The sequence below is a fragment of the uncultured Tateyamaria sp. genome (assembly GCF_947503045.1).
Taxonomy (GTDB): Bacteria; Pseudomonadota; Alphaproteobacteria; order Rhodobacterales; family Rhodobacteraceae; genus Tateyamaria.
This window is the reverse complement of sequence record NZ_CANNCF010000002.1, coordinates 262,313-287,765: the sequence shown is the minus strand read 5'-3', so window position 1 is coordinate 287,765 and position 25,453 is coordinate 262,313. Positions and strand designations below refer to the sequence as shown.

The window sequence follows — 25,453 nt, the reverse complement described above, 5'->3', positions numbered from 1 at the left end:
TTATCCTTCTCGCGCGCCATAGCGGATGCGCGGATCAAGCAGCACCAGCAACAGGTCGGAAATCATTGTGCCGATCAGCGTCAGCAGGGCCACGAACATCAGCACGAAAGCGGCCAGGAACTGATCCTGTGACTTGAGCGCGGTGAGGAGCGCTGGCCCGATGGTCTGCAAGCCCAGCACCACCGACACAAGGACCGAACCGGACACCATCGCAGGCAGCAGGTTGCCGATATCGGCCACAAACGGGTTGAAGGCCATGCGCAGCGGGTATTTCGTCAGCAGCTTGGTCGGGCCAAGGCCCTTGGCCTGCGCGGTTTCGACGTAGGGCTTGCTCAGCTCATCCAGCATATTGGCCCGCAGGCGCTGCATCATGCCCGCAGCGCCCGAAGTGCCGATAACAAAGGTCGGCACGATCAGGTGGATGAGGATGGATTGGACCTTGGCAAGGCTCATCGGCTCGCCCTCGAACTCGGGCGACATCAAGCCCCCGATGGGCAGGCCAAGATATTTGTGCCCGTAATAGAACAGAATGAGCGCGAGCAGAAAGTTCGGCGTGGCAAGGCCGAGATAGCCGACAAAGGCGGTGGTGTAGTCCACCCATGTGGCCGAACGGGCCGCCGCCAGCACGCCAAGGGGCAGCGCGACCAGATAGACAAAAAGGACGGCGGCGAGGTTCACCAGGACAGTGAGCCACAGCGCATCGCCAACGATATCCGCCACGGGGGCGTCAAACTCAAAGGACCAGCCGAAATCGCCCTGCAGCAGGCCGGAAAACCCCTGCGGGCCGGGGATCGCGCCCACCCAGATCAGGTATTGCTGCCACAGCGGCCGGTCGAGCGCATATTCCGCGCGCAGGAATTCGGCCTTGGCCACGCCCTCGGCCTGACCGGTGGCGCGCAGCTCGGCGATCTGGTTCGAGAGGTAGTCGCCGGGGGGCAGGTTGATGATGATGAACACCAGCACCGACACCACGGCGAGTGTCAGCAGCATCGTCAACAGACGCCACACCGCGTAGCGCACGAACATCATTTGCTGACCTGCGCGATCTGTTCTTCATCGGAGAAATAGAACTCGTCCATCCGGTGCACGCCGAAATGGGCACCGGGATCCCATGCCCATTTGCCGAACTCAGGCACATTGCGCAGCCGGTCCGAGACGACGACGGGCTGGGGCGCTTCGGACAGGATGCCGATGCCGAACTGCTGATCGGCGTGGATGGCCAGCATGTCGCGCCAGATGCGGCTGCGTTTGGCGTCGTCATTGGTGCGTCGCCACGCCTTGCTCAGATCCATCAGCTTTTGTGCGGCGGGCAGATCGATGGGTTCGCCGGCGGCCCCGCGGGTTTGGTAATACTGACCCCATTTGGGCCAGGCAAAGAACACCTGATCGGTGGGCGCAAGATAGTCGGGTGGGGTAAAGGGCTGCGGAATGCCGTTGTCCCAGCCGAACCAGACGGCGGCCATGGTCACGCCGGAAAACACCCGGTTGCGCAGGATGTCGCGATCGAGCGGGCGCATGATCAGCTGAACCCCCAGATCGCGCCACGTGTCGGTGATGATGGCCAGCGCGTTTTCGACCTCTTGCCGCTCGCCTGCGGTTTCAATCACGAACTCCATCGGGCGGCCATCAGGAAGCAGGCGGATGCCTGAGGCGGTGTGTTCCGTCAGCCCCATCTCGTCCAGCAATTGGTTGGCAAGCTTGGGGTTGTAGATGGCCCAGTTCGTGAGGTTGGCGGAATCAAAGAACGGGCTTGCCGCCAGCGCAGTCATCCCGCCCTCTTTGCCCAGACCGAAGTAGAGCGCGCGGTTGATCATGCGCCGGTCGATGCCCAGCGACAGGGCGCGGCGGAAGCGTGCATCGCGGATCACCTCGCGCCAAACGGGGTCGGCAAAGTTCAGGTTCGGATAGATCGCGATCTGGCTGGCCGCACCGTTGGACCACAGGAACGTACGGTAAGGCGCGCCATCGGTTTCGCCCTTTTTCAGGATCGAGACATCGCGGAAATCAAGGCCGCGCGCCTGCAGGTCGGATTCGCCCGCGTTGGACTTGGCTGCAACCAGCCCCGAGCCGACGATGCCCATCTCGACCACGTCGATATAGGGCAGTTGCGTGCCGCGCGCGTCGATGCGGTGGAAATAGGGATTGCGGATGAACAACTGGCGCGAGGACGTGCCAGAGGCGACCATCCAAGGCTGCAACGTGGGCAGGGCCGCGTTGTCGAACTGGTACATATTGTCCATCTTGTTGTGCAGCGGCGCCCAGCTGCGCACCCGCTTGGCGTCGATCATCGCCTCCATCTCTTCGACGGTGTTGAAATCGACGTGGAACTGTTTGAGGTAATGTGCGGGGCGAAAGATGAAAGGCGGCGCGGCCTGCGCCAGCATCTGCAAGAAGATCGGGTTGGGCCGGGGAAAGCTCACCACCACCGTGTGCTGGTCCGGGAATGACATGGTGCCGAATTCGTCGCCCACGCGCATGATCTCGGGCGGGCCATTGGGGCTCAGCTCGGGGTTCTGGGCGACGTTTTCCCACCAATAGCGGAAATCATCCGACGTAAACGGCGACCCATCCGACCAGCGATGCCCGGGCCGCAGATGCAGGGTAAACACGCGGCCCCGCTCGACCTCGAAATCGTGCAGGATATCGGGTTTGAGGCGGTATTTCTCGTCATATCCCACAAGGCGGGCATAGCCGTAGACCACCATCTGGCGCACGTCCTTGGAGCGGGTGACCATTGTGCGCAACGTGCCGCCTTGCGTGCCATAGGTGCGCCCCTTGGCCTCAAGATCGACGACCAGGGGCGTGTCGGGGATACGCTCGGCGGCGGGGTCCATGTTCCCCTTCTTGATCTCGCTTTCCCAGAACGGGCTTTCCTTGACGACCGGCTGTGCGACCGCCGGCAGGGCAAGAAGGGCGGCAAGGCACAGGGCACTGAAACGGTTAAACATGGCAACGCACCTTGTGTCCGGGCTCGATCTGTATGAGGTCGGGGGCATTCAGCCCCTCGAAGCGGAACTGTTCGGACCAGTCGGCGGACGACCCGGCCCCGCGCGACACCAGATCGAGGTCGATGGGGCGGTTCAGGTCCGGTTCCGGCTGGGCGGCGATCAGCGCCTTGGTGTAGGGATGGCGCGGGCTGTAAAACAGCGTGTCGGGCGGGGCCTGTTCGACCACCACACCCTGACGCATCACCGCCACTTCGTCCGCGATGCGGGCCACCACGGCCAGATCGTGGCTGATGAACAGGTAGCTGAGACCCATACCGTCGCGTATGCGCTCAAGCAGGGTCAGGATCTGTTCCTGCACCGATACATCCAGCGCCGAGGTCGGCTCGTCACAGACCAGCAGCACGGGGTCGAGCGTAAGGGCGCGCGCAATCGACAGGCGCTGGCGCTGACCACCGGAAAAGGCGTGTGGATAGCGTTTCAGCATATCCGGGTTCAGCCCGACCCAGCGCAGCATCTCGGCTGCCTTGTCGCGGCGCGCAGTCTTGTTGCCGATCTTGTGGATTTCCATCGGCTCGGTCAGAGCCTCCTGCACCCGCATGCGCGGCGAAAGCGAGGAATAGGGGTCCTGAAACACCATCTGCGCCTGACGCTGAAAGGCGACCTTTTCAGCGCGGCTGAGGGCGCCGATATTGACCGGCTCACTGCCTGCCTCGGCGCGAAACAGCACTTGGGCGCCGTCATCCGGCACTTCGGCACCAAGGGCGATGCGCGCGCACGTGGTCTTGCCCGACCCGCTTTCGCCCACCACCGCCAGCGTCTTGCCGCGGGGCAGTTTCAGCGACACGTCGCGGCAGGCATGCACCAGCTTGCGCTCGCGCCAGCCGCCTGCGCGCACCGAATAGGTTTTGGACACTTTTTTGAGTTCGAGGATCAGATCGTCCTCGACCACCGGGGCCGAAGGTTCGGCCACTTCCGGGATCATCGGGGCCGCGGCAAAGAGTTTCTGGGTGTAGCCGTGACCCGGCGCGCTGAGGACGGCCGAGGCCGGTCCGCTCTCCATAACGTGACCCTTGTTCATCACCACGACAGAGTCCGCCATATTGGCCACCACGCCCAGATCGTGCGTGACCAGGATCATCGCCATGCCGGTGTCGCGCTGCAGCGTCTTCATCAGGCCCAGAACCTGGGCTTGCGTGGTCACATCCAGCGCCGTTGTGGGTTCGTCCGCGATCAGCAAATCGGGCTTGGCGACCATGGCCATGGCAATCATCGCGCGCTGGCGCATGCCGCCCGACATCTCGAACGGATAGGCGCGGTAGGCGCGTTCGGCATCAGCAAAGCCAACCCGGTCAAACGTGGCCAGCACGTCGCGCTTGGCCTCGGCCAGCGTCATGTCGCGGTGCAGGGTCAGCACTTCGCTTACCTGATTACCGATCCGGTGCAGCGGCGACAGGGACCGCATAGGTTCCTGAAAAATCATCGAAATCGCGTTGCCGCGAATGGCCCTGATTTCTTTCTTGCCGAGGGTCAGCAGATCGTTGCGCGAGGCCCCCGTGCCAAATTCGATCGTGCCGCTGCGCAATTGTGCCGCCCCCGGAAGGATGCGCAGAACCGAGCGGCAGGTCAGCGTTTTGCCCGATCCGCTTTCGCCCACCAGGGCCAGCGTTTCACCTGCATCGACGGAAAAATTGACCCCCGCCACGACCGGAGGCGCCTCGCCAAAGCCGATTGACAGGTTCTTAACGTCCAGCAGGGGGGGCATATACCGTCCTTTGTTGCGTGAGCGTGCCAAAGGTCAGTGAACCCGATTCCGCCCCGTAGGTCCATACACAGGTTATCGCGCGATTGTTGCTACACTTTTTCCGCGTTCTGCCCCATGTAGAATGAAAGCCTGAGGAATATGTGAATGACCCAAAGCCGCCTTGATCTCTTTGTCGACCGCATGGTGTCCCAACGCGCCTGTCTGGACCACGCCGCGACCCGGATCGCCGATCTGTCCGGCCCTGTGTTCGAACTGGGCCTTGGCAACGGGCGCACCTATCATCACATGCGCCACATCCTGCCGGATCGCGACATCTTTGTGTTCGAGCGCGCCGTGGCCTCGCATCCCGACAGCACCCCGCCCGAAGACATGGTGCTGCTGGGCGATGTCTATGACACGCTGCCCGCCGCGCTGACCCGCTTTGGTGACAGTGCGGCCCTGATCCATGCGGATCTTGGAGGGCACATTGCGGCGAAGAACGACATTTTTGCCCGCAACATCTCGCCCTTGGTCGAGCCGCTGGTGGCGGTCGGCGGCCTGATGGTGGCGTCTGACCGGATGTATTTCGACAATCTGGTTGAACAGCCCTTGCCCGAAGGTGCGGTGCCGGGCCGCTGCTTTATTTATCGGCGCGAAAGCTGATCCGCATCACGCTGATGGATAGCGACCCTCCGGGGGGGATTTTTTAAATCAGAGAAGAGGGACGTGGCGTCCTGACGGGTAGGGCTTGCCCTTTTGTCGAACTGCCATAGGCTGGCCGCGCGCGTGTCGGCAGGAGGAATCCGGCACCCGCTCATCTGAATATGCGGAGGCCCCATGAGCGACAAGATTGCCTATTCCCGTCACGGTGACATTGCCGTTCTGAGTGTGCAGAACCCGCCTGTGAACGCACTGTCACAAGCGGTGCGGCAGGGTTTGCTCGATGGCGTGACCCGCGCGGAGGGCGATACGGGCGTGCGCGCCGTGCTGATCGTGGGCGAGGGGCGTGCGTTCTTTGCCGGGGCCGACATCACCGAATTCGGCAAGCCGCCAATGGAACCCTACCTGCCGGACCTGATCAACCGGATCGAGGCCTCGCCCCTGATCGTCGTCGCCTCGATGCACGGGGTGTCCTTGGGGGGCGGGCTGGAAGTTGCGCTGGGCTGTCATTATCGCATCGCCGTGCCAAGCGCCCGCGTTGGCCTGCCCGAGGTGCATCTGGGCCTGATCCCCGGCGCTGGCGGCACCCAGCGCCTGCACCGTCTGACCGGGGTTGAGGCAGCACTCGACGTGATGACCACGGGCCGCCAGATCGGCGCCGCCAAGGCTCATGAGCTGGGCATCATCGACGAAATCAGGGACGGCGATCCCAGGGACAACGGCATCGCCTATGCCGAACAACTGCTGGTAGATGGTGCCGCACCCCGCCCGGTCAGCGGATTGCCCCTGCCCGCCGCCATCGACTGGGACGGCGCGTTCGAGGCGACGCTGGCGCGCTCCAAGGGGCAGATTTCGCCCGCATGGTGCGTGCGCGCCATTCAAGCCTCTTACGAGAACGACTTTGCCGAAGGGCTCAAGGCCGAGCGCAAGATATTCTTCGACCTCATGCAGACCGACCAGCGCAAGGGCATGATCCACGCGTTTTTCTCGGAACGCGCGGTGGGCAACCTGCCGGAGTTGAAAGGGGTCGCACCACGCCCCGTCGCCCATATCGCGGTGATCGGTGGCGGCACGATGGGGGCGGGGATTGCGACAGCGGCCCTGCTTGCGGGCCTGCGCGTGCACCTGCTGGAAATGTCGCCCGAGGCAGGAGAGGCCGCGCGTGAACGGATCGCGGGCAACCTTGCAGGGGCCCTGAAACGGGGCAAAATCAATGACGAGCAGCACGCCACGATCCTGAACTCGGCCCTGCAGATCGTGACCAGCTATGACACGCTGGCCGAGGTCGATCTGGTGATCGAAGCGGTGTTCGAGGACATGGAGGTCAAAAAGGCGGTCTTTGGCGAACTGGACCGCGTGTGCAAACCGGGTGCGGTGCTTGCCTCCAACACGTCCTACTTGGACATCAACGAGATCGCGGCGACGACCTCGCGGCCCGGCGACGTGCTGGGCCTGCACTTTTTCTCGCCCGCGCATGTGATGAAGCTGCTTGAGGTCGTGGTGGCGGACAAAACCGCGCCCGAGGTGGCGGCTACAGGCTTTGCACTGGGCAAGGCGCTGGGCAAAATCAGCGCCCGGGCCGGGGTCTGCGACGGGTTCATCGGCAACCGGATCCTGTCGACCTACCGCACCTGCGCGGATCACATGATTCTCGACGGCGCCTCGCCCTACCAGATCGACACAGCCCTTGAGGCCTTCGGATTTGCCATGGGACCTTTCGCCGTGGCCGACCTTGCGGGTCTCGACATCGGTTGGGCCGTGCGCAAGCGCAAGCGGGCCGAGGGGCTGGATTCCCGGGCGCGGGACACGACCTATGCGGATAAGCTGTGCGAGGACGGCCATTTTGGCCAGAAGACCGGCAAGGGCTATTATGACTATGCGGGCGGCGCCAGGGCGCGCGTGCCCAACCCCGATGTCCTGCCCCTGATCGAGGCGGAGCGGGCCGCACAGGGCATCACCCCGCGCACCTTCACGGACGAGGAAATCGTACGCCGCTACATGGCGTCCATGGTCAACGAGGCGGCCAAGGTTGTGGGCGAGGGTATCGCGCGCCGCCCGCTGGACGTCGATATGGTGCTGCTTTTTGGTTATGGCTTTCCGCGCTATCGCGGCGGGCCGCTGAAATGGGCGGATATCGTCGGGCTTGACGGATTGCTGAGCGATATCAAGGCCTACGCCGACACCGACCCCTATTTCTGGCAACCTGCGCCGCTTTTGACCGAACTGGTCGCGACGGGGCGCACATTCGACGATCTGAACAAGGAGGGCTGAGACATGGACTTGAGCTTTACACCCGAGGAACAGGCCTTTCAGGACGAAGTGCGCGCCTTTATGCGTGACGAGTTGCCGGGCGAGATTGCCGATAAGGTGCGTCTGGGGCGCGAGTTGACCAAGGACGATATGGAACGCTGGCACAGCATTCTGAACGCACGTGGCTGGCTCGCGCAGAACTGGCCTGCGTCCTTTGGTGGCGCAGAATGGAGCGCTGTGCAGCGCCACATCTATGACGTCGAGGCCGCCGCCGCCGCCGCGCCGCGCATCGTCCCCTTTGGGTTGTCGATGCTGGGGCCTGTACTGCAGAAATTCGGCAGCAAAGAACAGCAGGACCATTGGCTGCCGCGCATTCTGGACGGCTCGGACTGGTGGTGTCAGGGCTATTCCGAACCGGGGGCGGGGTCCGATCTGGCGTCGCTGAAAACTCGCGCGGTGCGCGATGGTGACCACTATGTCGTCAACGGGCAAAAGACGTGGACGACCCTTGGCCAGCACGCAAACATGATCTTTTGCCTTGTGCGCACTGACCCCGAGGTCAAGCAGCAGGAAGGCATCTCGTTCCTGCTGATCGACATGGACAGCCCCGGTGTCGAAGTGCGCCCGATCATCCTTCTGGATGGCAGCCCCGAGGTGAACGAGGTCTGGTTCACGGATGTGCGCGTGCCGGTCGAAAACCTTGTCGGTGAGGAAAACAAGGGCTGGACCTATGCCAAGTATCTGCTGACCCACGAACGCACCGGCCTTGGCGGGGTCGGGGCCAGTCAGGCAGCACTCGCGGCGGTCAAACGGGTGGCCCGGGCCGAGATGCAGAATGGCAAGCCGCTGCTGCAGAACCCCCATTTCGCCGCCCGCGTTGCGCAGGTGGAAATCGACATGCGCGCGATGGCCACGTCAAACCTGCGCATCGTATCCCAAGCGGCCGCCGGGGGCGCGCCAGGGCTTGAGGCGTCGATGCTCAAGGTCAAAGGCTCGATCATCCGTCAGGAAATCAACGATCTCGCGCGCCGCGCCGTCGGCCCTTACGCGATGCCCTTCGCCTCTGAGGCGGTCGACGGGGCCAATGATCTGATCCCGGACCCGCACGAGGCGGGGCCGGTCGCAGCGGAGTACTTCAACAACCGCAAGCTGTCGATCTTTGGCGGCTCGAACGAAATCCAGCGTGGGATCATCGCCAAGGTGACCATGAGCGGGGGTGCATAAATGAACTTTGATCTGACCGAAGAGCGGCAGATGCTGCAGGACACCCTGCGCCGCTATCTGCGTGACAAATACACGACTGCCGTGCGCAACGGCATTCTGAACTCCGAGGCGGGCATGTCGCCCGAGATCTGGGCCGAACTGGCGGAACTGGGTGTGCTGGGCGCGCTCTTTACCGAGGAACAGGGCGGCTTTGGCGGTGCAGGTTTCGACATCGCGGTTGTGTTCGAGGAACTGGGCCGCGCGGGTGTGGTCGAACCGGTGCTGGATGGCGCGCTGATGGGCGGGCGGTTGCTTGCCGCTGCGGGCAAGGGCGACATGGTCGAAGAGCTTATCGCAGGCGCGCTGCATCTGGCTGTTGCCCATGGCGAGCCCGGCGGGCGCTATGATCTCGACCATGTCCAAACGGTTGCGAACGGGGGCCGCCTGACCGGGCGCAAGGCGGTGGTGATGAATGCCGAGGCGGCGGATCACCTGATCGTCTCGGCCCGCGAGGGCGACACCATCGGCCTCTACCTCGTGGCCAAGGGGGCTGAGGGGCTCGACATTCAGGGCTATCCGCTGCTGGCCGGGGGCCGCGCGGGCGAGGTCACGCTGGACAATACGCCTGCCACGGCTCTGGGCCTTGGTCTTGCGGAGTATGAGGCCGTCAACGACCTCGCCCTTGTCGCCATCAGCGCCGAAGCGCTTGGCGCGATGGAGACGGCCACGGCGCTCACCAAGGACTACCTGATGACGCGCAAGCAGTTCGGGCGGCCCATCGGTACGTTTCAGGCGCTCGCGCATCGCATGTCCGATCTGTTGATCGAGTTGGAACAGGTGCGTTCCGCCGTGATCAACGCGGCAGGCAACCTTGATGCGCATGACCGCGATCTGCACCTGTCGGCCACCAAGAACCTGATCGGGCGGGCCGGGCGGCTGGTCGCCGAAGAGGCGATCCAGATGCATGGCGGCATCGCCATGACGCAGGAATACGAACTGGCCCATATCGCCAAGCGGATCATCATGGCTGACCACCGCTTTGGCGACACGGATTATCATCTGGAGCGGTTCATTGCCCTCTCCGCCGCCTGAGACGGGGATCATTCGGGACACGAGACCGGCGCGCAGACGCTGTTGGGTTATGTGGTCGATATCACGGCCGGGGATGGCACGGCGCGCTGCCATCTCGACATTGGCCCCCAGCACAGCAACCGCCATGGTGGGCTGCATGGGGGGATCATCTCGTGCATGCTTGACAACGCGATGGGCTTTGCCGCCTCGCTCACCGGCGAAGCGGCGGGCGAGACCCGGTTCATGACGATTTCGATGACGACGCAATACCTCGCCCCGGCGCGCCCCGGTCGCGTGACGGCGAAGGGAGAGATCAGCGGCGGCGGGCGTTCGCTGGTCTTTGCCGAGGGGGTGGTGACGGATCAGAACGGCACGGTCGTGGCCACATCCACAGGTGTCTACAAGCGGGTCAAACCATGAGACCGGGCAGGGCGCGGCATGGCTGAGGACCGCGTTGATCACCTGCTTGCCGCGCAAGTGGCCGAGCGCCCGGACGCGCTGGCACTTGAGGATGCAACCGGGGCGGCGTGGTCGTGGTCCGATCTGGACGTTTCCGCCCGCGCGCTGGGTGCAGAGCTGCGCGCGCAAGGTGTTATGCCCAAAGACCGCGTGCTGATCATGATCGAAAACTGCGCCGCTGCTGTCGCGGCCCTGTTTGCATGCTGGCAGATCGGGGCCGTGCCCGTGCCGGTCAACGCGCGCCAAAGCGGGCGGGAGATCGATCGGATTGCCGCCCATGCGGCCCCGCGCGTGCTCCTGTTCACCACCGAAGTCTCCCCCGATGCCACCACCCACGCCGCGCGTTGCGATGCCGCGCCTTTGCACGGGGTGTGGGGTCAACTCGCCATCGCGCAAGGCAGCGGTGATGACGTACCCTGCGCGCCCGACACCGCTGTTGTCCTCTACACCACCGGTACCACAGGCGCGCCCAAAGGCGTGATGTTGAGCCATGCCAACCTGCGCTTCGGGGCCGCCACATCCGTCACCTTCCGGGGCATGACATCGCGCGACCTGATCTATGGCGTGCTGCCGATCACCCATGTGTTTGGTTTGTGCTCGATCCTTGTGGCGGCGGTGCATGTGGGCTGCACCCTGCGGCTGATCCCCCGCTTTGACGTCAGCGCCGTGTTCGAGGGTTTGAGGCGGGGCATCACGCTGTTTTCCGGCGTGCCGCAGATGCACGCGCTGCTGATGGCCCATGCCGCCGCACAGGGGCTGGAACAACTGGGTTCGGATACATTGCGCTTTGTCTCGTCCGGTGCGGCCCCGCTTGATCCTGCGTGGAAGCGCAAGGCCGAGGCGTTTTACGGCGTCGCCTTGCAGAACGGCTATGGCATGACCGAAAGCACGGCCGGGATCGCGGTGACACATAATGCGCTGGGTGATCCGGACATTTCGGTCGGTCCAGCCCTGCCCGGCGTGGAGCTGCGCATCGACGAGGATGTGCCCGGCGGCGGGGACGGCACGGGCGAAGTGCTGGCGCGCGGCGGTCACGTGATGACCGGCTATTTCCGCAATCCCGAGGCGACCGCAGCGGTGCTGAACGCCGAGGGCTGGTTGCGCACGGGTGATCTGGGGCGCATGGACGATCAGGGGCGGTTGCATATCGTGGGCCGCTGCAAGGAGTTGATCATCCACGGCGGCTTTAACGTCTATCCGCCCGAGGTCGAGGCGGTGCTGAGCGATCATCCCGGCGTCGTGCAGGCCGCTGTGATTGGGCGCGCGCGTGCAGGGGATGAAGAGGTGCTGGCATTCGTGCAGATCGTGCCGGGGGCTGGTGTTCAGGAGGCAGAGTTGCGCGCCTATGTGGCCGAGCGGCTGGTGGGGTACAAACGGCCCTCAACTTACGTCTTTGCCGACAGCCTGCCTGCGGCACCCACGGGCAAGATCCTGAAACACAAGCTGATCGCAGTTTTTGCCGACCGTTTGGACTAGGGCGGAGTGCGACACGCTCTCCGGGGTCGCTTTCCGACACGGAAAACGGCGCTGAGAAAAGTGGTTACGTCCAGACACCCTCGGCAGCGGCGCGAATGGCGCGGATATTGTCGCCATAGGGCGCCGGGTCACTGACCGACCCGCCACGAAATACCGCTGATCCGGCCACCAGCACATCCGCACCTGCCTTTGCAACAAGCGGCGCGGTGGTGGGGTCAACGCCGCCGTCGATCTCGATATGCACAGGCCGGTCGCCGATCATATCGCGCAAGGCGCTGATCTTGGCGGTCATGTCGATGAATTTCTGACCGCCAAAACCGGGGTTCACCGTCATCACGCAGATCAGATCGACCATATCCAACACCTCGGCCACCGCGCTGGCCGGGGTGCCGGGATTGAGGGCCACGCCTGCTTTCATCCCCGCGCCCCGGATTGCCTGCAGCGTGCGGTGAATATGCGGCCCTGCCTCCACATGTGCGGTCAGCACATCCGCGCCCGCCTGAGCAAAGGCGTCGATGTAAGGGTCCACAGGCGCGATCATCAAATGCACATCCATCACGCCCTTGATGTGGGGGCGGATCGCCGCGCAAGTGGCCGGGCCAAAGGTGATATTGGGCACGAAATGCCCGTCCATCACATCCACATGAATCCAGTCCGCGCCCTGCGCCTCGACAGCGGCGCATTCCGCCCCGAAATCGGCGAAATCGGCGGCGAGGATCGAAGGTGCGATCTTGATGGTGCGATCAAAGGGCATGGCAGGCTCCTGTCAGGTGTGGTCGCGATATACCGACCCCGCGTCCCGGTGGAAAGGGGCCCTTCGGGGAGGATTTTTTTTAATCAGAGAAGGGGCAGGTGTCGCCGACAAGCCCTGCGGGCGCGTTTCGCTTGTGACTGGGCGGAGCCCTGCACAGGTCGGGGCGGAACTTATTTAATTTGACATACGAATTAAAGCGAGTGAGAGTGCCCGACAGGGAGGATTCTTTATGTTTCTGGGGCTTGATCTGGGCACCTCGGGTGTCAAGGCGTTGCTGGTGGACGGCGATGGCCGGGCCGTGGGCAGTGCTGATGCGACATATGACGTGTCCAACCCCGCACCCGGCTGGAGCGAGCAGGACCCGGCGGACTGGATCACAGGCGTCACCACCGCCCTGAGCGCGCTCAGGGCCGCACACCCGCAAGCGTTTGGCGCAGTGCAGGGGTTGGCCCTGTCCGGGCATATGCACGGTGCGGTTCTCGTGGACGCGGACGGCGACGTCCTGCGCCCCTGCATCCTTTGGAACGACACCCGCAGCTTTGATCAGGCCCGCACCATCGACAGCGCTGAAAATGCCCGCGAGATCAGTGGTAACATCGTCTTTCCCGGCTTTACCGCGCCAAAACTGGCCTGGGTCGCTGCAAATGAGCCGGACATTTTCGCCTGCGTCGCCCGCGTGATGCTGCCCAAGGACTATGTCGTGTGGTGGCTGACGGGCCGCTACGCGACCGAAATGTCGGATGCGGCCGGAACCGCTTGGCTGGATGTGGGCGCACGCGCCTGGTCGGACGAGTTGCTGGCCCTTGGCGGCATGAGCGCGGCACAGATGCCCGACCTCTTGGAAGGCTCGGACGTGGTGGGCGAAGTGCAATCCGCCCGCGCCGGCCTTGGTCTGCCTGCCACCTGCAAAGTGATCGCAGGCGGGGCGGACAATGCGGTGGCCGCTTGCGGCGTCGGCGCGCTGGGCGAAGGGCAGGGGTTCGTCTCGCTTGGCACCTCGGGCGTTGTGCTGTCGGGGCGGGACACCTATGCGCCGCTGCCCGCAAGTGCTGTGCACACGTTCTGCCATGCGGTGCCCGGGCGCTGGTACCAGATGGGCGTGGTGCTGGCCGCAACCGACAGCCTCAACTGGCTGTCCCGGATCACCGGACAAAGCGCGCAAACGCTGGCTGCGGGTGCAGGTGAGGCGCTGCAAGCACCCGGCCCCGCCAAATTTTACCCGTACCTGTCGGGCGAGCGCACGCCGCACAATGACGCCCATGTGCGCGCCGGGTTCACCGGGCTGGATGTGGCCACCGAGACCGCAGACCTCACCCGGGCCGTGATGGCAGGCGTCTCCTTTGCCCTGCGCGACAGTTTCGAGGCGCTCAAAGCCACGGGCGCGCAGCTGGACACAGCGCTCGCCATCGGGGGCGGCAGTCGCTCGGATCACTGGTGCGCGATGCTTGCCACCACGCTCAATATCCCGCTGGAACGACCCGCCGAAGGAGCCTTTGGCGCCGCCCTCGGGGCCGCACGCCTTGCCATCTGCGGGGTGACGGGCGCGGAACCTGCCAGCATCATGACCAAACCCCCCATTGCCGACATCATTCACCCACAGCCCGACTTGGTCGCGGCCTATGACGATGCCTATCGCGGTTTTGCCGCCGCCTATCCAACTTTGAAAGACATGCCATGACCACAGGATTTTTCGACGCCGTCCCGCCCGCCAAGTTCGAGGGCGCAGACAGCACCAACCCCATGGCCTTCCGCCACTATGACCCGAACGAAAAGGTCATGGGCAAACGGATGGAGGACCACCTGCGCTTTGCCGTCGCCTATTGGCACTCGTTCGCGTGGGAAGGGGGCGATCCGTTTGGCGGACAGACCCTGATCCGCCCCTGGCACCCGCAGGACGATATGGGCCGGGCCAAGATGAAGGCGGATGTGGCGTTCGAGATGTTCGAGCGGCTCGGCGTGCCCTATTTCTGCTGGCACGACGCAGATGTGCGCCCCGAAGGGGACACGCTGTCCGAAAGCATCGACCGGCTGAACGAGATCACCGACTATTTCGCTGAAAAAATGGACGGGGCCAAGGTCGGCTGCCTCTGGGGGACGGCCAACATGTTCTCTCACCGGCGCTGGATGTCAGGGGCGTCGACCAACCCCGATCCGGACGTGTTCGCCTATGCGGCGGCCACTGTGAAATCCTGCATGGATGCGACGCTGAAACTGGGGGGCGAAAATTACGTCCTCTGGGGTGGGCGCGAAGGGTACGAAACCCTGCTCAATACCGATATGGGGCGTGAGTTGGACCATATGGGCGCGTTCCTCAACATGGTCGTGGAATACAAGCACAAGATCGGGTTCAAAGGGCAGATCCTCGTGGAACCCAAACCGCAGGAACCCTCCAAACACCAATACGACTTTGACGCGGCCACCTGCATCGGCTTCCTGCGCAAATACGGGCTGGAGGATGAGGTCAAACTGAACCTCGAACAGGGGCACGCGATCCTGGCCGGGCACAGCTTTGAACACGAGATCGCGGTGGCCGCATCCGAGGGGCTGCTCGGCTCCATCGACATGAACCGCAACGACTACCAGTCCGGCTGGGACACCGACCAGTTCCCCAACAACGTGCCCGAAGTGGCCCTGTGCTACTACCACATCCTCAAGGGCGGCGGCCTCGGGCAGGGGGGCACAAACTTCGACGCCAAGCTGCGCCGCCAGTCTCTGGATGCCGAGGATTTGATCGCCGCCCATGTGGGTGCGATGGACATTTGCGCGCGCGGGCTCAAAGCTGCGGCAGCGATGATCGAGGATGGCGGGCTCGAGGATGCGCTCAAGGCGCGCTATGCGGGCTGGGACCGGGACGAGGCGCAAGCGATGCTGAAAAGCGATCTCGCCACGATCTCGGAACGGGTGCTCGGCCACGGGATCGAACCGCAACCGCGCTCGGGACGGCAGGAGATACTGGAGAATTATGTCTCGCGTTTCGTTTAAAACCCTTGCCTTCGGCCTGATCGCCGCGCCCCTCTGGGCGGGCGATCTGCCATTTGACGAACCTGTCTTTCCCGACCACCCCAGCGCCCAGATCGAGCTGGGGCAATTGCTGTTTTATGACCCGATCCTGTCAGGCTCGCGCACCGTGTCCTGCGCCACCTGCCACCACCCGAAATTCGCCACCGGCGACGGGGTGTCGCTGGGGCTGGGGGACGGGGGCAAGGGTCTTGGGCCTGATCGCGCGGTCGATGCGACCAACCCGCCCGAACAGCGCATTCCGCGCAATGCCCCACCGCTCTTCAACCTGGGGGCCGTTGAATTCACGTCCTTTTTCCACGACGGACGACTTGAGGAAGACGCAAGCCGACCCACAGGCATCCGCACGCCTCTGGGCTCGGAAATGGAGGCTGGATTTGCCTCCGCCCTTTCCGCACAATCCATGTTCCCGGTGCTGTCAGCGGACGAAATGGCCGGGCACTATACCGAAAACGACGTGGCGCAAGCCGTCCGTCAGGGCCTTCTGACGGGCGCGGGTGGTGCATGGGACATCCTGTCCAAACGGGTCGAAGGCATCCCCGAATACCGCGCCCGTTTCGATGCGGTGATCGGGCCCAAGCCGGTGGCCTTTACCGACATCTCCGACGCGCTCGCCGCCTTTCTTGATTTCGAATGGCGCGGCGTGGCCAGCCCCTTTGACCTCTACCTGCGCGACGGTACGGTGATGGAGCCTGCCGCGATGCGCGGGATGGAGCTGTTTTACGGCAAAGCGCAGTGCGTAGACTGCCATTCGGGCCGCTTCCAGACCGATCACGATTTCCACGCCATCGCCATGCCTCAGATCGGGCCGGGCAAGGCTGCGCGCTTTGAATCCCACGCGAAAGACACCGGACGGATGCGCGTGACGGGTGACCCGGATGACGCCTATGCCTTCCGCACGCCCCCGTTGCGCAACGTGGCGCAAACCGCGCCTTACGGACATGCCGGGGCCTACGGCACACTCGAAGGGGTGGTGCGTCACCACCTCGACCCGGTGACCTCACTGCGCGCCTATGACATCAGTCAGGCGATCATGCCGGGGTTCACGGCGGATGATCTGCGCGTGCTGGGTGACGAACAGGAAATGGCCGCAATTGCGGCTGCCAACACGCTCAAACCCATCACGCTCAGCGATGCAGAAGTTGACGATCTCCTGGCTTTCCTCAACGCGCTCACCGACCCGCAAAGCATCCGCGGCGCCTTCGGCATCCCGGACGCAGTGCCAAGTGGCCTGCCCATCGACCGGTAAAGTACCGCCAGTCCTCCCTTCTCTGTTTTCAAAAAATCCTGGGGGAGTCCGAAGGACGGGGGCAAAGCCCCCCAAAACATGGCGTCGCCGCATGGCGGCCTTTGGATCACCGCCAAACACCGCGCGCTGCGTTAACACATCGCCCCAAGTGCATCCGCGGTGCACAGGTTGTGCACAGCCTGTGCACGCGCAGTGCATGCCCAAAATCAGCCATTAACCCATATAAACAAGGGCTGAACGCGACAGCGACGCTATTCGTTAACAACCAGCACCTGATCCGCGCGCACAGAGCGCCAGTCCGACCAGTCTTCATGAGGCCAGCGCACGCGCAGACGCACACTCTCGGCCGCGCCCAATCCAAAGTGCTGCGGTCCGGCCACGCCACCGGCATGGCCCCCGCCCACGGTCACTTCGCGGGCTTGCACGGTGGTGCCGTCATCCACCTCAATCCACGCGCCAATCCCACGGGTGTTCACACCTTTCCGGCGCAGATCGACCGCCAGCCAGTGCCCGGTGCCGACACTCACATTCTGCCAGACCTCCAGCGGTGCGCGGCGGTTCACCACCGCCAGATCCAGCAGCCCGTCACCATTCAGATCGACCAGCGCCGCACCCCGTCCACGATGAAGCGAGGCAACACCCGCCACATCCCCGGCCTCGGTGAACGTTCCGTCTTCTTGCGAAATCAACAGGTTATTGGGGTCTTCCATCGCGTTTCCGGGCATCTGCTGCACATTGCCCTTGGCGATGAACACATCGTCGCGCCCGTCATTGGTCACATCGCCAAAGGCGATATGCCATCCGGTCGAGGGGCGGCCATCACCGCCCGTATAGGGCCGTTGCGCCGCTGTTCCCATGGCAAAGGGCACGTCCGAAAACGCGGGGCCCTCGCCTGTGCGCCGCATCAGGCGCTGATCCCCCATCGAGCTCAGAAACACCTCGTCCCGCCCATCCCGATCCAGATCGCGCGTGGCAATGCCCATGCCCCACAGTTGATGGCGCGCCCAGCCTTCATTTTCTGTAAACAGACGCGGGCTATCTTCCATGGCCCAAAGCTGCTCCTGCCCGTCGCGCACGTAGTAGTGGCGGTCATTCGAAACTCGCAAATCGGCCCGACCGGAACGGGCCCAGTCAGTAAACAGGATCGACAGCGCGCAATGGCCGGGGGTCAGATTGAAACGCGCATAGCCATCCGGGTCAGGGCGGTGCAGATGGTTCACATCACAGGCCTCGAACGGACCATCCGGATCCGTCCGGTCCACATAGTGACCAAAGGCGAGGGTGGGCAGGCTTTGCCCCGCTTCCCAAGTGGCGGAAAACGCGGTGCTCCATGTGTCATCTGTGTCGAAGGGGACGGGTTCAAAATTGCAGTCACCGAGGCTGCGCAGAAGGGCATCGGGCCCAACCCGCAGGACAACAAGATCCAGCAATCCATCGCTGTCCAGATCAATCGGATAGGCGCCGGTGGTTGCACCGATATCCAGCACCTCCGGCGTCGCATCCTCAAAGGACACAGGGCCACCCTGCAGGGACGTGTTGCGCAGCAAGATGGGTGGATTGCTGCCCCCCGCCGCCACCAGATCGGGGCGCATATCGCCGTCACAATCCAGTACCGCGAGGCCGCCGCCGACAAAATGCTCCCACCCGCCATCATAGACATGCGGCGGGACATCGACGGGTTGAAAGGCAGGCGTCTGGGCCGCCACGCCCGGCGCGATCAGCAGGGCGGCAAGGCACAGGGTTTCACGCATCTTCCAATGCTTCCACGGCAGTATCCTGAACAAATTCAAGCGCATAGGCCGCACCACCCCTTGCCCACATGAAGGTGTCCCAGCGATGAACAACAACATCCGGCGCGGGTTTGTCGATGTCGACGATGCTCTTGCGCATCTCTTCGATCACGACATCCGCATAGAGGTGGTCAAACTGCATCTGCTCGCCCGCAAGGATGATCCGTTCGGGGTCAAAGATGTTGACGAGGTTGGCAAGGCCAAGGGCGAACATCTTGCCCGCCCGCTCGATCACGGTGCGCGCGGTCGGGTCGCCCGCCTTGGCGGCCGCCAGAACCGCTGTCACCGCCTTGGGGGTAGAGGCCATCTGCGACACGGCCCCCACGCTGACCGCCTCGCGCACAACGGCGTAGTCCGCCACATAGGCCTCAAGACACCCCCGCTGCCCGCAACGGCACAGCGCGCCATCCAGATGCACCTTGGTATGGCCAAACTCGGCGCCGCAGCCGCGCGTGCCCCGATACAGCTGCCCGCCCAGCACCATGCCCATGCCCACCCCGCTTTCGATGGTGATGACGATGAAATCGGAATGATCCTTGCCGATGCCAAAGGTCAGTTCGGCGATGGCAACAAGGTTGGCGTCGTTGTCCACATAGGCCGCAATGCCCAGATGCTGCGACAGCACGGTCCCAAAAGGCACGTTGCGTCGATCAAGCGACGGGGACCAGTAGACAAGGCCATTGCCCGCATCGACCACACCGGCCAGCCCGACTCCGACACCCGAGATATCCGAAAGGGTGCATTCCGCCTTGGCCGCGAGCCCGGACAGCCCCTGAGATATCTCGTCCGCCAGCTCTTCGGGCGTATAGCGGCGGGGTTCGATCCGACGCTCGTGATGGGCAACATCGGCCCCGTCAAAGTCCATCAGCACCAGCGAAATGCAATCATCCGCCACCTTGAGGCCCGCAATCAGATGGGCGCGCCCGGCGATTTTCAGATCGACCCGCGGGCGCCCGCGGGGGGTGTCATCGCCGGTCGAATCACGTGGCACTTCCTCGATCAGACCACCGCGCAAAAGCTCGGCCGTGATGGAGGTCACGGTGGCCCTGCTGATTCCCGTGCGGTCTGCCAAATCGATGCGCGGCAGTGGTCCGCGCTGCGAAATCTCGCGCAGCAGCAGCCGTCTGCTTTCAACCTTCTGGTGGCGGAACGCCATGAAAACAATTCCTTTTTCCCCTCCCGCCCACGGCATCGCCGCGCACGCTCCATGGGGATGATGACTGTTTTTCCGCAGCCTGTCCAATTTAATTTGCTTTTCAAATTAAAACGTCTATCAATATCCCACCCAGCCGCAAAACGCATGACGGCGGGGCAATGTCTTTGGGAGGACACTTGATGAAACGACGTACTCTACTTGGCGCCCTTGCGGCTGCCACGATGCTCACCACACCTGCCTTTGCTGACGGCCACGCCAAAACAGTTGGCGTCAGCTGGTCGAACTTTCAGGAAGAGCGCTGGAAAACAGATGAGGCCGCAATCAAGGCGGCGCTGGACGCTGCCGGTGCGAATTATCTGTCCGCCGACGCGCAATCCTCATCCACAAAACAGCTGGCCGATATCGAAAGCCTGATCACGCAAGGCGTTGATTCGCTGATCATCCTGGCACAGGACGGTGCGGCCATCGGCCCGGCCCTGGATGCGGCCGAAGCGGCTGGCATCCCTGTCATCGGCTATGACCGCCTGATCGAAGACCCACGCGCCTTCTACCTCACATTCGACAACGTCGAAGTGGGTCGGATGCAGGCCCGCGCCGTGTTCGAAGCGGCACCAAAAGGCAACTATGTGATGATCAAGGGCTCGCCCACCGATCCGAACTCCGACTTCCTGCGTGGCGGTCAGCAAGAGGTGATCCAGGCGGCCATCGATGCCGGTGACATCACCATCGTTGGCGAAACCTACACCGATGCATGGGCTCCGGCCAACGCACAGCGCAACATGGAACAGATCCTGACCCAGAACGACAACAACGTCGACGCGGTCATCTCTTCCAATGACGGCATGGCCAGCGGCGTAGTCGCTGCCCTGACGGCGCAAGGCATGGACGGCATCCCCGTCTCCGGCCAGGACGGTGACCACGGCGCGCTGAACCGCGTCGCCAAGGGCACGCAGACCGTATCGGTCTGGAAAGACAGCCGCGAACTGGGCCGCAACGCCGGTGAAATCGCTGTTGCTCTGGCCAATGGCACAGCCATGGATGCAGTCGCAGGCGCGGGCAAATTCACATCGCCGGGCGGTGTGGAAGTCAACGCGATGCTGCTGGCACCCCAGCCCATCACCAAGGACAACCTGAACCTCGTTCTGGATGCCGGCTGGATCCCCAAGGACGTGCTGTGTCAGGGCGTCTCGGGTGTGGCTGTCTGCAACTAAGCCTTTCCGTTTAAGATAAAGGGGCCCCATCCTCGGATACGGGGGTGGGGCCCTTTTCACAAAACCCGCCTGGAACGGCGGTAACAGGGGGAGCGACCAATGGGCGGCCTTGGGAAGCTAATAAGAACTTTGCAGCTGGACACGCGGCTGCTGGGGATGATCGGAGCGTTTCTGTTGATCGCTCTCATCTTCAACATCGCAACAGGCGGGACGTTTCTGACCCCGCGCAACATTTTCAACCTCACACTGCAGACAGCGTCGGTGGCGATCATGGCCACGGGGATGGTGTTTGTGATCGTGACCCGCAATATCGACCTGTCCATCGGCTCTATCGTTGGGGTGATCGGCATGGTCATGGGGCTGGTGCAGGCCTTTTGGTTGCCCGAGATCGTGGGCTTTGGCAGCCCGGTGATCATCGTGGTGACCGTGCTGGTCGGAATCGGGCTGGGTGTGCTGATCGGGGGCCTGCAGGGCTGGATGATCGGCTACCTTATGATCCCCTCCTTTATCGTGACCCTTGGCGGCCTGCTGATCTGGCGTGGAGCGGCCTGGTGGGTGACGCGCGGCACAACTGTCTCGCCGCTGGATGCGAATTTCGTCATGCTCGGCGGGGCCAGCGGCACAATTGGCGTGACCGCCAGTTGGGCGCTTGCCATTGTCGGCGCGCTCGCCACGGTCTGGTTCCTGATGCGCTCGCGCCGTCAGCAGATGGCGCATGACATCGCGGTCAAGCCGCTCTGGGCGGAATATGCTCTGGCCGGCATCCTGGTCGCTGCCATTGCCGGGATCACGGCCATCATCAACGCCTATCAAATCCCGACCCGCGTGTTGCAACGCCGGTTCGAACGCAACGGGCTGGAGATGCCCGAGGGCTATACTGAAGCCTACGGTTTCCCTATCTCGGTCCTGATCGTGATTGCCATCGCCATCGTGATGACCATCGTGGCCCGCAAGACCCGCTTTGGCCGCTATGTCTTTGCCATGGGCGGCAACCCGGATGCGGCAGAACTGTCGGGGATCAACACCAAGATGCTGACGGTCAAGGTGTTTGCCCTGATGGGTGGCCTTGCCGGGATCGCGGCCATCGTTGCCTCGGCCCGTCTGGCCTCGGCCGGGAACGACCTTGGCACATTGGATGAGCTGCGCGTGATTGCGGCCGCCGTCATCGGGGGCACCGCGCTCGCCGGTGGGGTCGGCACGATCTATGGCGCAATCCTTGGGGCATTCATCATGCAAAGCCTCGTCTCTGGCATGGGCATGGTCGGTGTGGATGCGCCGTTCCAGAACATCATCGTCGGCGCCGTCCTGATCCTCGCGGTCTGGGTCGACATCCTCTATCGTCGCAGAACGGGAGAAGCCTGATGACCACTCCATTGCTCGAAATGCGCAACATCTCGATCCATTTTGGCGGGATCAAGGCGGTGGACGACGTGTCCATCGACCTGATGCCTGGCGAGGTTGTGGGCCTGCTGGGTCACAACGGGGCGGGCAAATCCACGCTGATCAAGATCCTGTCGGGCGCCTACAAGAAGGACTCGGGCGAGATCTATGTGGATGGCCAAAAGGTCGATATCCGCAGCCCCGCGGATGCGCGCAAGTACAACATCGAGACGATTTATCAGACACTTGCCTTGTCTGATAATCTCGATGCGGCCTCGAATCTGTTTCTGGGGCGCGAGATCACTACGCGCTTTGGTCTGGTCGACGACACCAAGATGGAGGCCGAAAGCCGCAAGATCATGGCGCGGCTCAACCCCAACTTCAAACGCTTCTCCGAACCGGTCCGCTCGCTGTCCGGCGGACAACGGCAATCGGTGGCCATTGCGCGCGCGGTCTATTTCAACGCCCGCATCCTGATCATGGACGAACCGACTGCGGCCCTTGGCGTGCACGAAACGGCCATGGTCGCGGACCTGATCAAAGAGCTGAAGGCACAGGGTCTGGGCATTTTCCTGATTTCGCACGATACGCGCGAAATGATGGAATTGTGCGATCGGGTGTCGGTGATGAAGAACGGCCAATTGGTCAGCACCGAACGGGTCGAGGACGTGACCGAGGACGATGTGTTGTCGATGATCATCATGGGCAAAAAACCCGGAGAGACGGTCGATGCGTGAGGGCGCTGGCGCTCCGAACCTCGTCGCCGATGTCGGGGGCACCAATTGCCGTCTGGCACTGGCGGATGCGGGTGGCGTGCGCGCCGACACGGTGCGCCGCTTTCGCAATGACGACTTTGCCAGCTTTGCTGATCTGGCGCGTGGCTATATCGCTGACCAGCCTCTGCTGGCCTCTGCGGCTGTGGCGATTGCTGGGCCGGTGGGCAAGGGCGAGGGGCGGCTGACCAACCGCAACTGGCACTTTGACGCGACGGGTCTTGAGGCCGAATTGTCGCTGCCACGGGTGCATCTGCTCAACGACCTTGAGGCGCTGGGTCATGCGATCTGCGTGCTGCCCGACGCCTCGCTCAGCCATCTGAGCGGCACCCCCACACCGGACGAGCCGCAGGCACTGGTTGTGGGACTTGGTACCGGGTTCAACGTGGCCCTCACGCATCGCCCCTCGGGCGTGGTGTTCTCGGCCGAGATGGGCCATGCGCGCCTGCCCCATTCCGTCGAATCCATCGTGGCCGACGCTATTGGCGACGCAGATGTGTTTGACACGGTGGAACATCTGCTTGCGGGCAAGGGGCTGGCCAAGCTGCACAAGGCCCGCACCGGTCACAGCTGCGACCCCGAACATGTCGAGGCGGCTGAGGGCGGTCGCGAAACGCTTGCCCTTGCCGCCCGGGCGTTGGGAGCATTGGTGCGCGAAGTTGCCTATCTTTACCTGCCCGAGGGCGGGATCTACTTCAACGGGAGTCTCGCGCGGACCTTGCTGTCAGGTGAGACGCGAGAACTGGCGCTTGCACCTTTGCTGGCCGAAACCGGCTTTGGCGGGCGCATGGCGGGCATCCCGACCTATCTGCTGAACGATGACGCCTCGGCCCTGCAGGGCTGTGCGCGGTTCCTGTCGGTGGGGACACCCTAGGCCCGGCGCGCGATGTCCGTGATGGCGTCAAAGGCGGTGTCGAAATCCCGTGCTTCGCAGTCGAATTGCCCGGCGGTGAAGCGGATCACCTTTTGCCCGTCCACCAGCGTCTGCGTCAGGTATATCCGCCCGTCCGTATTGATCGCATCCACAAGGGCCTGCGTCTCTTCATCCGAGGCACCGGCCACCTTGAAGGTCCACAGCGACAGGATCGGCTCCGTCACAATCTCGAACTCCGGCTCGCCGCGCAGTCGTTCGCACAAGGCCTGGCTCCACCTCACATGGTTGCGGATGCGGGTGCGCAGCCCCTCCATCCCGTAGTGGCGCATCAGGAACCACAGCTTCAGCGCCCGAAACCGCCGCCCCAGCGGTATCGACCATTCGGAATAGTCGATGATGTCGTCAGCCCCGTGGGTTTTCAGGTATTCAGGACGAATGGCGAGGGTCTGGCGCAGCAGGTCTGGGTCGCGCAGGAAATGGGCGGCACAGTCGAACTGCGCGCCCAACCATTTGTGCGGGTTGAAGACGATGCTGTCGAACTGATCGGCCCCGGTCCACAGGGTGCGAAATTCGGGGCAGATCATGGCTGAGCCCGCCCAGGCTGCGTCCAGATGGGTGTAGATGTCGTGTTTTTTGGCGATGGCGGCCACCGCTTCCAGATCGTCGCAGGCCCCCATGCCTGTGGCACCGGTCCCGGCGATGATGCCTGCGGGAATGCGGCCTGCCTGCTTGTCCTCGGCGATGGCGGCCTCAAGGTCGATCGGGTCCATATGGCGCAGATCGCCGGTGGTGCGGACCTTGACCAGATTGTCTTGCCCGATGCCCGCGACCCAGATGGCCCGGTCAATCGACGTATGCACCTGATCCGAGCAATAAATGCGCAATTGCGGCTGGCCATGCAGCCCCTCGATATTGCCGCGAAAGGCGAGGGCCCGCTCGCGCATCGTCAGCACTGCAACGAGCGTGGCCGAAGAGGCGCTGTCCTGAATGACCCCCCGAAACACCTCCGGCAACCCCAGCCCATGGCGCAGCCAGTCCATCATCCGGGTCTCCATCTCCGTCGCGGCCGGGGAGGTCTGCCAAAGCATGCATTGCGGCGCGATGATCGCCGTCAGGAATTCGGCCAGCACCGAGGCGGGCGCCGCATTGGCGCTGAAATAGGCGAAAAAGCGGGGATGCTGCCAATGGGTGATACCGGGCATCACGATCTCCTCGAAATCGGCCATGATGGCGCCCAGATCAGTGCCAGTCTCGGGCGGCGTGTCGGCGAGTTGGGCGGCGATGTCACCGGGGCGGGTCTGCGCGCGCACGGGGCGGTCGCGCAGGGTCTTGTGATAGCTGGCCCCCCAATCTGCGCTTTGCTTGGCGTGTTTGGCGAAATCATCCCAACTCATGTGCGTCCTTTCATGGGCGGTGGCGCACCAGGGTGCGCCTTACAGG

20 protein-coding genes are annotated in these 25,453 nt (G+C 63.5%); 13 read left to right on the top strand and 7 right to left on the bottom strand.

Annotated features, from left to right (window positions below; all coding sequences use genetic code 11):
• The 3 genes from Q1A89_RS09795 to Q1A89_RS09785 are packed head-to-tail and all read right to left on the bottom strand — an operon-like array spanning nucleotide 1 to nucleotide 4,710.
• Nucleotides 1-1,029, bottom strand: coding sequence for an ABC transporter permease (locus Q1A89_RS09795; RefSeq protein WP_299726949.1), 1,029 nt, complete (start codon nucleotides 1,027-1,029; stop codon nucleotides 1-3).
• A complete protein-coding gene (locus Q1A89_RS09790; protein ID WP_299726945.1) occupies nucleotides 1,026-2,948 on the bottom strand; it encodes an ABC transporter substrate-binding protein in 1,923 nt (640 codons plus the stop codon). The genes Q1A89_RS09795 and Q1A89_RS09790 overlap by 4 nt, the downstream gene beginning before the upstream one ends.
• Nucleotides 2,941-4,710 (bottom strand): ABC transporter ATP-binding protein, encoded by a 1,770-nt coding sequence (locus Q1A89_RS09785; RefSeq protein WP_299726943.1) that lies wholly within the window; start codon nucleotides 4,708-4,710, stop codon nucleotides 2,941-2,943. The genes Q1A89_RS09790 and Q1A89_RS09785 overlap by 8 nt, the downstream gene beginning before the upstream one ends.
• A 144-nt stretch (nucleotides 4,711-4,854) precedes the next feature.
• Between Q1A89_RS09785 and Q1A89_RS09780 the strand changes: the two genes are divergently transcribed.
• The 6 genes from Q1A89_RS09780 (at nucleotide 4,855) to Q1A89_RS09755 (ending at nucleotide 11,808) form a co-directional block, all read left to right on the top strand.
• A complete protein-coding gene (locus Q1A89_RS09780) occupies nucleotides 4,855-5,352 on the top strand; it encodes a class I SAM-dependent methyltransferase (protein ID WP_299726940.1) in 498 nt (165 codons plus the stop codon).
• A gap of 174 nt (nucleotides 5,353-5,526) precedes the next feature.
• Nucleotides 5,527-7,620 carry an FAD-dependent oxidoreductase gene (locus tag Q1A89_RS09775; protein ID WP_299726937.1) on the top strand — a complete coding sequence of 698 codons (2,094 nt, stop codon included), beginning with the start codon at nucleotides 5,527-5,529 and terminating at the stop codon, nucleotides 7,618-7,620.
• A gap of 3 nt (nucleotides 7,621-7,623) precedes the next feature.
• Nucleotides 7,624-8,823 carry an acyl-CoA dehydrogenase family protein gene (locus Q1A89_RS09770; RefSeq protein ID WP_299726934.1) on the top strand — a complete coding sequence of 400 codons (1,200 nt, stop codon included), beginning with the start codon at nucleotides 7,624-7,626 and terminating at the stop codon, nucleotides 8,821-8,823.
• Nucleotides 8,824-9,894, top strand: a complete 1,071-nt coding sequence (locus Q1A89_RS09765; RefSeq protein WP_299726931.1) for an acyl-CoA dehydrogenase — start codon at nucleotides 8,824-8,826, stop codon at nucleotides 9,892-9,894.
• Between the two features lie 51 nt (nucleotides 9,895-9,945).
• Nucleotides 9,946-10,293 (top strand): PaaI family thioesterase, encoded by a 348-nt coding sequence (locus tag Q1A89_RS09760; RefSeq protein ID WP_299729101.1) that lies wholly within the window; start codon nucleotides 9,946-9,948, stop codon nucleotides 10,291-10,293.
• An 18-nt stretch (nucleotides 10,294-10,311) separates the two neighbouring features.
• Nucleotides 10,312-11,808 carry a class I adenylate-forming enzyme family protein gene (locus tag Q1A89_RS09755; RefSeq protein WP_299726928.1) on the top strand — a complete coding sequence of 499 codons (1,497 nt, stop codon included), beginning with the start codon at nucleotides 10,312-10,314 and terminating at the stop codon, nucleotides 11,806-11,808.
• 64 nt (nucleotides 11,809-11,872) lie between these two features.
• Here the strand turns inward: Q1A89_RS09755 and rpe are convergent, their stop codons facing one another.
• Complete coding sequence (gene rpe / locus Q1A89_RS09750; protein ID WP_299726926.1) at nucleotides 11,873-12,562, bottom strand: ribulose-phosphate 3-epimerase; 690 nt, start codon at nucleotides 12,560-12,562, stop codon at nucleotides 11,873-11,875.
• A 229-nt stretch (nucleotides 12,563-12,791) separates the two neighbouring features.
• Here rpe and xylB point away from each other — a divergent pair, with 229 nt between their 5' ends.
• The 3 genes from xylB to Q1A89_RS09735 are packed head-to-tail and all read left to right on the top strand — an operon-like array spanning nucleotide 12,792 to nucleotide 16,829.
• The gene (gene xylB, locus Q1A89_RS09745) at nucleotides 12,792-14,240 is read left to right on the top strand and encodes a xylulokinase (protein WP_299726924.1); all 1,449 of its coding nucleotides are present in this window, start codon (nucleotides 12,792-12,794) and stop codon (nucleotides 14,238-14,240) included.
• Nucleotides 14,237-15,544, top strand: a complete 1,308-nt coding sequence (xylA, locus tag Q1A89_RS09740; RefSeq protein WP_299726922.1) for a xylose isomerase — start codon at nucleotides 14,237-14,239, stop codon at nucleotides 15,542-15,544. The genes xylB and xylA overlap by 4 nt, the downstream gene beginning before the upstream one ends.
• Complete coding sequence (locus Q1A89_RS09735) at nucleotides 15,525-16,829, top strand: cytochrome c peroxidase (RefSeq protein WP_299726920.1); 1,305 nt, start codon at nucleotides 15,525-15,527, stop codon at nucleotides 16,827-16,829. Before xylA ends, Q1A89_RS09735 begins: the two co-directional genes overlap by 20 nt.
• 251 nt (nucleotides 16,830-17,080) lie before the next feature.
• Here Q1A89_RS09735 and Q1A89_RS09730 read toward each other — a convergent pair whose 3' ends face one another.
• Together Q1A89_RS09730 and Q1A89_RS09725 are read right to left on the bottom strand one after the other, a co-directional pair.
• Entirely contained in the window at nucleotides 17,081-18,580 is a 1,500-nt protein-coding gene (locus Q1A89_RS09730; RefSeq protein ID WP_299726917.1) for a CRTAC1 family protein, read from the bottom strand.
• Entirely contained in the window at nucleotides 18,573-19,775 is a 1,203-nt protein-coding gene (locus tag Q1A89_RS09725) for an ROK family transcriptional regulator (protein ID WP_299726915.1), read from the bottom strand. Before Q1A89_RS09725 ends, Q1A89_RS09730 begins: the two co-directional genes overlap by 8 nt.
• A gap of 221 nt (nucleotides 19,776-19,996) precedes the next feature.
• Here Q1A89_RS09725 and xylF point away from each other — a divergent pair, with 221 nt between their 5' ends.
• The 4 genes from xylF (at nucleotide 19,997) to Q1A89_RS09705 (ending at nucleotide 24,013) form a co-directional block, all read left to right on the top strand.
• Complete coding sequence (xylF, locus tag Q1A89_RS09720) at nucleotides 19,997-20,986, top strand: D-xylose ABC transporter substrate-binding protein (protein ID WP_299729099.1); 990 nt, start codon at nucleotides 19,997-19,999, stop codon at nucleotides 20,984-20,986.
• Between the two features lie 99 nt (nucleotides 20,987-21,085).
• Nucleotides 21,086-22,348: a sugar ABC transporter permease gene (locus Q1A89_RS09715; protein WP_299726913.1), complete on the top strand. Its 1,263-nt coding sequence runs from the start codon at nucleotides 21,086-21,088 to the stop codon at nucleotides 22,346-22,348.
• Nucleotides 22,348-23,103 carry an ATP-binding cassette domain-containing protein gene (locus Q1A89_RS09710; RefSeq protein WP_299726911.1) on the top strand — a complete coding sequence of 252 codons (756 nt, stop codon included), beginning with the start codon at nucleotides 22,348-22,350 and terminating at the stop codon, nucleotides 23,101-23,103. The genes Q1A89_RS09715 and Q1A89_RS09710 overlap by 1 nt, the downstream gene beginning before the upstream one ends.
• On the top strand, nucleotides 23,096-24,013 hold the full coding sequence (locus tag Q1A89_RS09705) for a glucokinase (RefSeq protein WP_299726909.1): 918 nt from the start codon (nucleotides 23,096-23,098) through the stop codon (nucleotides 24,011-24,013). The genes Q1A89_RS09710 and Q1A89_RS09705 overlap by 8 nt, the downstream gene beginning before the upstream one ends.
• Here the strand turns inward: Q1A89_RS09705 and Q1A89_RS09700 are convergent.
• On the bottom strand, nucleotides 24,010-25,407 hold the full coding sequence (locus Q1A89_RS09700) for a pyridoxal-dependent decarboxylase (protein WP_299726907.1): 1,398 nt from the start codon (nucleotides 25,405-25,407) through the stop codon (nucleotides 24,010-24,012). The two genes, Q1A89_RS09705 and Q1A89_RS09700, sit on opposite strands and share 4 nt — an antisense overlap.
• Between the last annotated feature and the right edge of the window lie 46 nt (nucleotides 25,408-25,453).

Coding starts and splice junctions, on each gene's coding strand:
- Q1A89_RS09715 (WP_299726913.1), top strand. CDS start 21,086: ATGGGCGGCCTTGGGAAGCTAATAAGAACTTTGCAGCTGGACACGCGG.
- Q1A89_RS09710 (WP_299726911.1), top strand. CDS start 22,348: ATGACCACTCCATTGCTCGAAATGCGCAACATCTCGATCCATTTTGGC.
- Q1A89_RS09795 (WP_299726949.1), bottom strand. CDS start 1,029: ATGATGTTCGTGCGCTACGCGGTGTGGCGTCTGTTGACGATGCTGCTG.
- Q1A89_RS09755 (WP_299726928.1), top strand. CDS start 10,312: ATGGCTGAGGACCGCGTTGATCACCTGCTTGCCGCGCAAGTGGCCGAG.
- Q1A89_RS09775 (WP_299726937.1), top strand. CDS start 5,527: ATGAGCGACAAGATTGCCTATTCCCGTCACGGTGACATTGCCGTTCTG.
- xylB (WP_299726924.1), top strand. CDS start 12,792: ATGTTTCTGGGGCTTGATCTGGGCACCTCGGGTGTCAAGGCGTTGCTG.
- Q1A89_RS09735 (WP_299726920.1), top strand. CDS start 15,525: ATGTCTCGCGTTTCGTTTAAAACCCTTGCCTTCGGCCTGATCGCCGCG.
- Q1A89_RS09785 (WP_299726943.1), bottom strand. CDS start 4,710: ATGCCCCCCCTGCTGGACGTTAAGAACCTGTCAATCGGCTTTGGCGAG.
- Q1A89_RS09725 (WP_299726915.1), bottom strand. CDS start 19,775: ATGGCGTTCCGCCACCAGAAGGTTGAAAGCAGACGGCTGCTGCTGCGC.
- xylA (WP_299726922.1), top strand. CDS start 14,237: ATGACCACAGGATTTTTCGACGCCGTCCCGCCCGCCAAGTTCGAGGGC.
- Q1A89_RS09780 (WP_299726940.1), top strand. CDS start 4,855: ATGACCCAAAGCCGCCTTGATCTCTTTGTCGACCGCATGGTGTCCCAA.
- Q1A89_RS09700 (WP_299726907.1), bottom strand. CDS start 25,407: ATGAGTTGGGATGATTTCGCCAAACACGCCAAGCAAAGCGCAGATTGG.
- Q1A89_RS09705 (WP_299726909.1), top strand. CDS start 23,096: ATGCGTGAGGGCGCTGGCGCTCCGAACCTCGTCGCCGATGTCGGGGGC.
- rpe (WP_299726926.1), bottom strand. CDS start 12,562: ATGCCCTTTGATCGCACCATCAAGATCGCACCTTCGATCCTCGCCGCC.
- xylF (WP_299729099.1), top strand. CDS start 19,997: ATGCTCACCACACCTGCCTTTGCTGACGGCCACGCCAAAACAGTTGGC.
- Q1A89_RS09790 (WP_299726945.1), bottom strand. CDS start 2,948: ATGTTTAACCGTTTCAGTGCCCTGTGCCTTGCCGCCCTTCTTGCCCTG.
- Q1A89_RS09765 (WP_299726931.1), top strand. CDS start 8,824: ATGAACTTTGATCTGACCGAAGAGCGGCAGATGCTGCAGGACACCCTG.
- Q1A89_RS09770 (WP_299726934.1), top strand. CDS start 7,624: ATGGACTTGAGCTTTACACCCGAGGAACAGGCCTTTCAGGACGAAGTG.
- Q1A89_RS09730 (WP_299726917.1), bottom strand. CDS start 18,580: ATGCGTGAAACCCTGTGCCTTGCCGCCCTGCTGATCGCGCCGGGCGTG.